Below are 9,110 nucleotides of genomic sequence, written 5' to 3' on the forward strand. Positions count from 1 at the left end.
GGTAGCCCACCGGAGGCGTTCGCGGCGGCGGGCGCGGGAGCACCGGCCCCCGATCCGGGGGCGGCCGGAATCGCACCGCTGCCACCCGGATCCACGGTCACCATGACATTGCCGGTGGCGGTGCGGGTCACCGCCCGCATCTGCATGGAGGACGGGGCCGACGGCTGCGGCCCACCCGGCTGCGGGGCCGGCTGCTGCTGCCCACCCGGCTGCGGCGGCACCGAGATCGCGCCGCCCGGCGCCATGATGAGCGCCTTCGGCACGTGCACGGTCACGGTCACACCCGGATCGCGCGCGGTGTCGAAGGTGGGACGCAGCCGCACGGTCAGGCCGTGCCGCTCGGCCAGTCGGCCGACCACGAACAGGCCCATGTGCCGGGCGGTGTCGGGACCGACCTCGGCGGTGGTCTCCAGTCGGCGGTTGATCTCGGCCATCTCCGCCGGCGGCATACCGATACCGCGGTCGGCGACCTCGATGAGCAGACCGGTGTCGTGCGCCTGCGCGAAGGTGAACTTCACGTCCGTCTCCGGCGGCGAGGCGCGCAGCGCGTTGTCGAGCAACTCGGCGAACAGGTGCGCGAGGTCGGAGGCGGCCGGTTCGACCAGGGCACCGCGCGGCGTGGCGCCCAGCTTCACACGCTCGTAGTCCTCCACCTCGGAGATGGCCGCGCGCAGCACGTCGGCGATCTCGACGGGGGCGGACTTGGACCGGCGCTGCTTGGTGCCGGCGAGAATCAGCAGGTTGTCGCCGTTGCGTCGCATACGCGCGGCGAGATGGTCGAGGCGGAACAGGTTCTCGAGAAGGCGCGGGTCCTTCTCGTCGTACTCCATCGCCTCGATGAGGGTGAGCTGGTGGTCGACCAGCGACTTGGAGCGCCGCGCCAGGGTTTCGAACATGTCGTTGACCTGGGTGCGCATGGCGGCCTGGTCGGCGGCCAGGCGCAGCGCCTGACCGTGGATGTCGTCGACGGCGCGGGCCAGCTGGCCGATCTCCTCGTCGGTGTCCACCGGCATGGGCTCGAGCGGAACGTCTTCCGGATCGGCGCCGTCACGCAGCGCGGAGACCTCGTGGGCCAGATCGTGTTCGGCGACGCGCAGCGCGGCCAGACGCAGCCGGCGCAGCGGCACGATCATCGAGCGGGCCATCAGCACGGCCAGGGCGAGCGCACCGAGGATGGTGGCGACGACGATGACCGCGTAGCGGATGGCGTCGGTGCGTGCGGTGGCGGCCAGGGCGTCCACTCGGGACACGATGGCCTTGGTGGAGTCGGTCGCGATGGTCTGGTACTTGTCGACGCTGACGACCAGCGAATCCTTGAGTTCCGTCACCGGCAGCTGACCGACGCTGGCCTCGGGACTGCCGACCAGCTGGAGCCGGATGTTGACCTGGTTCTGCAGCTCGGAGATCAGCGGATCGCCGTCCGGGAACCGGTGCGCCAGCACGGCCAGCAGCTGGCGTTCGGTGCTGATGCCGATCTGGATGTCGCGGACGCCGTCCTTGGGGTTGTTGCGTAGCGCCTCGGCGAAGCCGGCGACCTCGCCGACCAGCACGGCACGGGAGTTAAGCGAGTCGACCAGCTGCAGTTTGGCCTGGTCGACGGATTTGTCGGCGACGGTGGCCACAATCGACTCCACCGTGTTGACGCTGCTGCCGCGGACTCGCTCGATCTGCGCGACCGTGTCGGGAACCGATTCCGAGGGGGCGAGACCCTGCGCCCGAATGGCCTTGGCGGCCACGATCATGTCGTCCAGCGCGGCGCGCGCGTTCGGCATATCGCTCAGCTTCGGCGCGGCCTTCTCGGCGAACTGGATCGCGGTGTCCAGCTGGGCGAGTTCGGGATCGGTCGTGAACGAGTTCCCGCCGATCTTCACCATCTGACCACCGGCGACCTGCGACGCCGTCGCACTGAGGCCGGTGATCGCCGGAATCACGCTGACATGTTCCACCGCTGTGGACAGCCGTGTCGACTCGCGGAACTCCGCCGAGATCCTGGAGGCGCCGAGCACCACCGCGACCAGTAGCGGGACGGCTAGCACAGCCGTCACCTTCCAGCGCAGGTCCCAGTTGCTCAGCGCCCAGCGCTTGCTGCCGGAACTAGCGGCGTCACGCATCTCCCACTCACTTTCCAAACTGGCCCTGGCCACGCGCTATCAGCGAGCCTCCACGATCGCACGCTGGGCTCGACAGGCAGAGCTGGCCGAGAACTGCGGCTGGCCGAGAAATTGCGTCCATGACGGCCGAAATATGTGACATGCGATTCTAACGGATCAATAACTTCTTGTGTGACCTCTTGGCAACCACCGGTCGCTGACCTGCCTGTTCCAGACAAAATCAAAGGTCGCGGCGTCCGCCCGGACGTCGCGTGAAGTCTGCCACAATCAGGCAGATCTATCGAGGCGGGCATCGACGGGGAGCTAGGGAGTCACGGGGTTGAACGCGAAGCAGGAGTACCGGCCGGCGTACCAGACGAGCCTGGTCGATCCTTCGGAGTTCTGGCTCGCCGCTGCCGAATTCATCAGCTGGGAGGTGCCTCCCACCCAGATCCTGGACCCGACAGCCCGCCCGACGGCCCGGTGGTTTCCCGATGCTCGCCTCAACACCTCCTACAACGCACTCGACCGCCATGTGCGCGACATCACATCGGACGATGACCAGTCCAACGGTCGCGAAGGGGGTCGCGCCGATCAGCCCGCCCTAATATACGACTCCGCTATGACGGGCGCCAGATGTGTCTATACATATAAGGAGCTACTGGACGAAGTCGCCCGGTTTGCCGGATCCCTCCTACGCCTCGGCGTCCGGACCGGCGATCGTGTCGTCATATATATGCCGATGATCCCGGAAGCCGTGATCGCCATGCTCGCGTGCGCGCGCATCGGTGCGGTCCACTCCGTGGTCTTCGGCGGGTTTGCCGCCCCCGAACTCGCCGCCCGCATCGACGACGCCGAACCTGTGCTCATCATCACGGCCTCCGGTGGACTCGAACCCGGCCGCCGCATCGAATACCCGCCCATCGTGCTGCAGGCCCTCGATATCGCCGACACCACCGCGCCCCGGCTCGTCCTGGTGAAACAGCGCGACGGCTTCCCCACCATCCGCTTCCCCACCCCGCAGGCCGCCACCGAGAACCTGCCCGACTCCACCGAGACGGTGGCCGCACGCTGGCTGGACTGGGAAGACGCCGTCCGCGACGCCGAACCGGCCGACCCGGTATCCCTGGCCGCGACCGATCCGCTCTACATCCTCTACACCTCCGGAACCACCGGGAAGCCCAAGGGCGTGGTGCGCGACAACGGCGGGCACGCGGTCGCGCTGGCCTGGACCATGCGCAACATCTACGACGTCGCGCCCGGGCAGGTCATGTTGACCACCTCCGATATCGGCTGGGTGGTCGGGCACTCCTACATCGTCTACGCGCCGCTGCTGGTGGGCGCGACCACCGTGCTGTACGAGGGCAAGCCCATCGGCACGCCCGACGCGGGCACCTTCTGGCGGCTGATCGAGGACTACGGCGTCGATGTGATGTTCACCGCGCCGACCGCGCTGCGGGCCATCCGGCGCGCCGACCCGCAGGCGGCGGCCGCCAAACGCCACGACCTGTCCCGGCTGCGCGCGCTGTTCTGCGCCGGGGAACGGCTCGATCCGGCCACCTACGAGTGGGTGACCACCACCCTGCTGGCCGACCACCCGGACTGCCCCGTCGTGGACCACTGGTGGCAGACCGAGACCGGCTGGCCGATCTGTGCGAATCCGCTGGGATTGCAGCAGCTCCCGGTCAAGCCCGGCTCGGCCGCGGTGCCGGTGCCCGGATACCGGCTGCGGGTGCTGGACTCCAACGGCAACGCGGTGCCCGCCAACACCGAGGGCACTATCGTGATCGGGCTGCCGCTGCCGCCCGGCACACTCACGACACTGTGGCGCGATGACGCCCGCTTCGAACGCAGCTACCTATCCGCGTATCCCGGCCACTATCTGACGGGCGACTCGGGATATTTCGACGAGGACGGCTACCTGTTCGTGCTCGGCCGCACCGACGACGTGATCAATATGGCCGGGCACCGGCTCTCCGCGGGCGGGATCGAGGCCGCCATCTCGGGACATCCGGCCGTCGCCGAGACCGCGGTGATCGGGATACCCGACGAACTCAAGGGGCAGCGGCCCATCGGGTACGTGGTGCTCAAACAGGGTATGGACATCGACCAGGAGCAACTGCGCGGCGAGGTGACCGAGCGGGTGCGCGACCAGGTCGGGGCCATCGCCACCCTCTACGACGTGGTCGTGGTGAGCGCACTGCCCAAGACCCGCTCGGGCAAGATCCTGCGCCGCACCATCCGGCAGATCGCCTCCGGCGAGGAGTACGAGGTACCGCCCACCATCGAGGACGCGGGCATGCTCGACGTGCTCGAACAGCAGGTGGGCGATGCGGCCGAACTCATGCGCAGCGGTGAACGCACGCCGCCGCTGCCTCTCGATCAGGACACCGCCGACGGCGGCGACGCTCCCGCCGATCCGGCCGTCACCAACTGAGCGGTTCACTCTTCAAGAACTTCTCAGAATCGGTTCATCGGGCTCTCGAGCGGGTGGCCTAGCGTCGGGCGCATGTCATCCACGCACAGCCGTCCGCGCCGCGCCATCGCCGCCGCGGGAGCCTTCGGCGCTCTCACCGCGGTGTCCGTCTGGCTCCTCCCCGCGACGGCCGCCGCCGCGCCCGCCGATATGGTCGCACCGCTGCTCACCTCCACCTGCACCTTCGACCAGGTCGATGCCGCACTGCACGACAAGGCCCCCGCGCTGGCCCAGTTCCTGGACCAGAACCCCGACACCAAGGCCGAACTGCGGGCCAAGTTCGACCAGCCCGTCGAGGCGCGCCAGGCCGAATTCGACGCCTACGTCCGCGCGAATCCGGAGGCCGCCGCCCAGGCCGAGAACGACCCGCGGGCGGGCGGAATCGCCGCCGCCATCCAGGCCGTCGCGGAGTCCTGCCACAACTACTGACCCCGCCTGCGCCAAAATGGACACCGTGGCCGAACGCGGAGAGACCCCGACCGTGCTGGTAGTCGACGACGACGAGGATGTGCTCGCCTCCGTCGAACGCGGGCTGCGGCTCTCCGGGTTCCGGGTGGTGATCGCCCGGGACGGAGCCGCGGCCCTGCGCGCCGTGACCGAGGAGTCACCGGACGCGGTGGTGCTCGATATGAATATGCCGGTCCTGGACGGGGCCGGGGTGGTGACGGCGCTGCGCGCCATGGGCAACGAGGTGCCCATCTGCGTGCTCTCGGCGCGCAGTTCCGTCGACGACCGCATCGCCGGACTGGAGTCGGGGGCCGACGACTATCTGGTCAAACCCTTCGTCCTGGCCGAGTTGGTGGCTCGGATTCGCGCACTGCTGCGCCGTCGCAGCGATACCGCCGCGCCGGCCACCCCGGGCGGCATCACCGTCGGACCGCTCGAGGTGGATGTGGCCGGATACCGGGCACTGCTGCACGGCAAGGAGATCGAGCTCACCAAGCGGGAATTCGAGCTGCTGTCCACCCTGGCCCGCAGCGCCGGGGTGGTGCTCAGCCGGGAGCGGCTGCTGGAGCTGGTGTGGGGCTACGACTTCGCCGCCGACACCAATGTGGTGGACGTCTTCGTCGGCTACCTGCGGCGCAAGCTGGAGTCCGATGGAACGCCGCGACTGCTGCACACCATCCGCGGGGTCGGATTCGTGCTGCGAGCACCGAAGTGACGGGCACCGACGGGAACGGACGGCCGCGGTGAACGCCATCCGGCGGAGGTGGTTCGCTCGCTCCGAGCAGCGGTCCCGACCGCCCAGGTCGTATTCGTTGCGTACGCGCGTCGCCGCCGCGGCGGCACTGGGGGCGACCGTCATCGTGGCCGCGCTGTCCTGGGTGACCATCTACGCCATCGAACGCAACAATCTCGCCCAGGCCGACCAGCAGTTGACGCTGGCCTCGCAGATCGTGCTCATCGAACCGGTGCTGTCGGTGAATGTGCTCGAATTCCTGGGGGCCAACAAGGATTTGGCGATCACCGTCCGCAATCAGCAGGGCCTGGTGGACAGCACCCGGATCGAGCTGCCGCCACTGCCGCTGGGCTCGGAGACCGTCACCGTGGGCGGCGTGCCCTACCGGGTGCTCACCACCGATCACAACCAGCCGCCCGGACGCGTTGTCTCCCTCGGCATTCCGACCACGCAGACCGCCGAGGCCACCGCCGAGCAGCGGCGCTGGGTGCTCGTCGCCGCCGTGGTGGCGGTGGTCGCCGCCGCCGCGCTGGGCTGGCTGTTCGGCGGGCGCGCCGTGCGCCCGATCGCCGATCTGACCCAGCAGGTGGATGAGCGCCGCCCCTCCAATTCCGGTGCGCCGCTTCCGGTGGACGGCTCCGGTGTGCGCGAGGCCGAGAAACTGGCCGATGCCGTCAACACCATGCTGCGCCGGGTGGACCGGGCCCAGGCCGAGACCGCTGCCGCACTGGAGACGGCGCGTGACTTCGCCGCCGTCTCCGCGCACGAACTGCGCACGCCGCTCACCGCCATGCGCACCGACCTGGAGGTGCTGCGCACCCTGGACCTGGACGAGACACAGCGCGCGGAGATCCTGGCCGATCTCCAGCGCAGCCAGGACCGGGTGGAGGCCACCCTGGCCGCGCTGGAGCGGCTCGCCGCCGGCGATCTCACCGACGAACGCGACCATGTGGAAACCGATGTGGGCGATCTCTGCGATACCGCCGCCCACGACGCCATGCGGCACTTCCCCCATCTGAAGGTGCGCATCGACACCGATGCCGAACTGGTCACCCGGGGACTGCCCACCGGGCTGCGGCTCGCCGTCGACAACGCCCTCACCAATTCGGCGCGGCACGGGCGGGCGACCGAGGCGCTGCTGTCGGCGCATCGGGCCCGCAACGGGCACATCATCATTTCCGTGGACGACAACGGACGCGGAATCCCCGAGGCGGAACGCTATTCGGTATTCGAGCGATTCTTCCGGGGCAGCCAGGCCAGCAAGGGCGGTTCCGGCCTGGGCCTGGCTCTGGTCGCGCAACAAGCGCAATTGCACGGCGGCCGGGCCTATTTCGACGACGGCACGCTCGGCGGCGTACGGTTGGTGCTGGACCTGCCCGATCGCACCGCATCCCTTACCGAACCCTCAGACAATCGCCAGAGCTGAGGACATTTCGTACCCGTACGGTCGCAAAGCGTGTCCGCCAACAGCACCTCGAATTCGACCGCATCGCATCGCGCCGGAATCCGCGGCCGTAAACGCCTGCTATTCGCACTGCTCGCCCTCGTCGTGACCGGGGCGCTCGCCGCCGGTGCGGTGACCTATCTGCGCTCGGCGAATCCGCCCACCTCCGTGGCGCTCGTCAACGGGGACGAGGGCCCCCTCGGCGAACGCATCGCCACCACCCTGCGCGAGCGCGGCGCGCACGAGTGGGCGGTGGTCGACGAGGCCGACACCGCCGACTACGCGGCGGTCGTCACCCTGCCCGCCGACCTGTCCACCTCCGTCGCCTCGCTGGCCACGGCCGCCCCGCAGCGGGCGCGGGTCGAGGTGAACTCGAACGACCACGCCGACCCGAACCTGGTGAACGACGCGGTCACCGAGGTGACCCGGCAGATCAGCGCGGCCGGGATGGACACCGTGTTCGCCCTCATGAACTCCGCGCGCGGACAGGTGTCGCAGGTGGCGTTCACCGCCACGCTGCTGGGTGCGGGCGTGCAGGCGGCGGCCGACGGCGCGGAGCAGTTCCAGGGCGGGGCCGATGAGATGCTGGCCTTCCTGGAGAGCGCGAAATCGGGTGCGGGACAGATCACTTCCGCCATCGCCACGCTCGAGCAGACAGTGTCGGCGGCGACCGCGCAGGCCAACTCCTTCGCCGACACCCTGGACAGCACCGGGGTGACGGTCGGCCAGGTGCAGCAGTCGGCGACCACCCTGAGCGACGGGCTCGCGACGGTGCTGCCGCTGTTGCGTGCTCTGCCGTTCGCGGCGGATCCGCAGCTGGCGAACATCATCACCCAGCTCGAGGGGCTGCGGAAGGTCGCCGACGAGGCCAGCGCCCAGCTGACCGGATTCGGACAGTTGACCGGCACCCAGGTCACCCCCGACACGCGGATCGGTCAGCTGCTGCGCGATGGCGCCGTGCGCCTCGGCGACGCCAGCGCCCAGCTGAGCCAGGGCGCGCAGCTCGCCGAGCAGATCCCGCAGCTCGCCGATCAGGGCGCGGCGCAGTTGCTCGCGGCCATGCAGGCGCTCACGGGCGGGGTGGACCAGCTCCAGAATGTCACCACCACCCTGGGTAAGCAGGCCAATCAGGCGGTGACGACGCTCACGAAGGGCAGCGGCGGACAGCAGTCACAGATTGCTATCAGCCTCGCCGATCCCGTGGAGATCGTTCGCAAATAACAAGATCACTGGGTTTAGAATAAGCCCGATTTGCTCTGGTCGACCGGTTTCACAAGAAGCTCCATCCCCACCATCTGGTATTCGGAGAGGAACTGATCGTGAGCAGTATTCTCGTCGCCGCGCACGACCTGTACGGAACCGTTGTGGCACAGCAGTACACCAATCCCACGTCGGAAACCCCACCGGCCGCCGACAAGCTCATGAAGATGTTCCGCTATTTCACCTGGTTCGCCCAGATGTCCGGAATCGCCGCCATCACCTACGGCGGCGGCCGCTTCGCCTGGGAGAAATGGGGTGGCGGCGGACTCCAGTCCCCGAAGATGGTCGCCAACGCCATGCTCGGCGGTGCGACGGCCACCAGTGCGGGCACCATCATGAACGCTGTCGTGGGCTAGTCCGCCTCTCCGGGACTTCAGCGGGCGGCGGAGTGCTTGTCCGCCTCCCCGAGTCGTCGGCGGGCGGCGGAGTGCCGTGGGGGCTCATGCATCCGTGCCGACGGTTCGGGAGGGAACCTATGTGGGCCTACCCCGGTGAGCTACCCCGATTCTTGCGAGATCAGTGGTCGCGTTCCTTGGGGTGAGCAATGGTCGCGGGCGTGCCCGGTTCGGGCGGGACCGATGTACCGGTCGGTTGCGTGTGAGCGGATCGCTCTCGCCGTCGCGGGCGCTCTCCCTCACGCGACTCGTGCCCCCCCTGCTG

Annotated in this window: 7 protein-coding genes; 6 read left to right on the plus strand and 1 reads right to left on the minus strand. The window is 69.0% G+C overall.

The genetic code is table 11. The features are described 5' to 3' along the window. Positions 1-2,111 (minus strand): sensor histidine kinase (locus QK444_RS26050; protein WP_282784616.1); only part of this gene is annotated, 2,111 nt, incomplete at its 3' end. Between the two features lie 319 nt (positions 2,112-2,430). Between QK444_RS26050 and QK444_RS26055 the strand changes: the two genes are divergently transcribed. The 6 genes from QK444_RS26055 (at position 2,431) to QK444_RS26080 (ending at position 8,806) form a co-directional block, all read left to right on the plus strand. Further along, complete coding sequence (locus QK444_RS26055) at positions 2,431-4,527, plus strand: AMP-binding protein (RefSeq protein WP_282784618.1); 2,097 nt, start codon at positions 2,431-2,433, stop codon at positions 4,525-4,527. Between the two features lie 72 nt (positions 4,528-4,599). Next, on the plus strand, positions 4,600-4,995 hold the full coding sequence (locus QK444_RS26060; protein ID WP_282784620.1) for a hemophore-related protein: 396 nt from the start codon (positions 4,600-4,602) through the stop codon (positions 4,993-4,995). 16 nt (positions 4,996-5,011) lie between these two features. Continuing rightward, on the plus strand, positions 5,012-5,728 hold the full coding sequence (locus QK444_RS26065; protein ID WP_282784623.1) for a response regulator transcription factor: 717 nt from the start codon (positions 5,012-5,014) through the stop codon (positions 5,726-5,728). Positions 5,729-5,825: 97 nt separating this feature from the next. Continuing rightward, positions 5,826-7,172: a HAMP domain-containing sensor histidine kinase gene (locus QK444_RS26070; protein ID WP_282784625.1), complete on the plus strand. Its 1,347-nt coding sequence runs from the start codon at positions 5,826-5,828 to the stop codon at positions 7,170-7,172. A 30-nt stretch (positions 7,173-7,202) separates the two neighbouring features. Next, positions 7,203-8,411 carry a hypothetical protein gene (locus QK444_RS26075; protein WP_282784627.1) on the plus strand — a complete coding sequence of 403 codons (1,209 nt, stop codon included), beginning with the start codon at positions 7,203-7,205 and terminating at the stop codon, positions 8,409-8,411. A 98-nt stretch (positions 8,412-8,509) separates the two neighbouring features. Continuing rightward, positions 8,510-8,806 (plus strand): hypothetical protein, encoded by a 297-nt coding sequence (locus QK444_RS26080; RefSeq protein ID WP_029930944.1) that lies wholly within the window; start codon positions 8,510-8,512, stop codon positions 8,804-8,806. Positions 8,807-9,110 lie beyond the last annotated feature (304 nt).

The organism is Nocardia sp. CC201C, assembly GCF_030010695.1.
GTDB classification, from domain to species: domain Bacteria; phylum Actinomycetota; class Actinomycetes; order Mycobacteriales; family Mycobacteriaceae; genus Nocardia; species Nocardia otitidiscaviarum.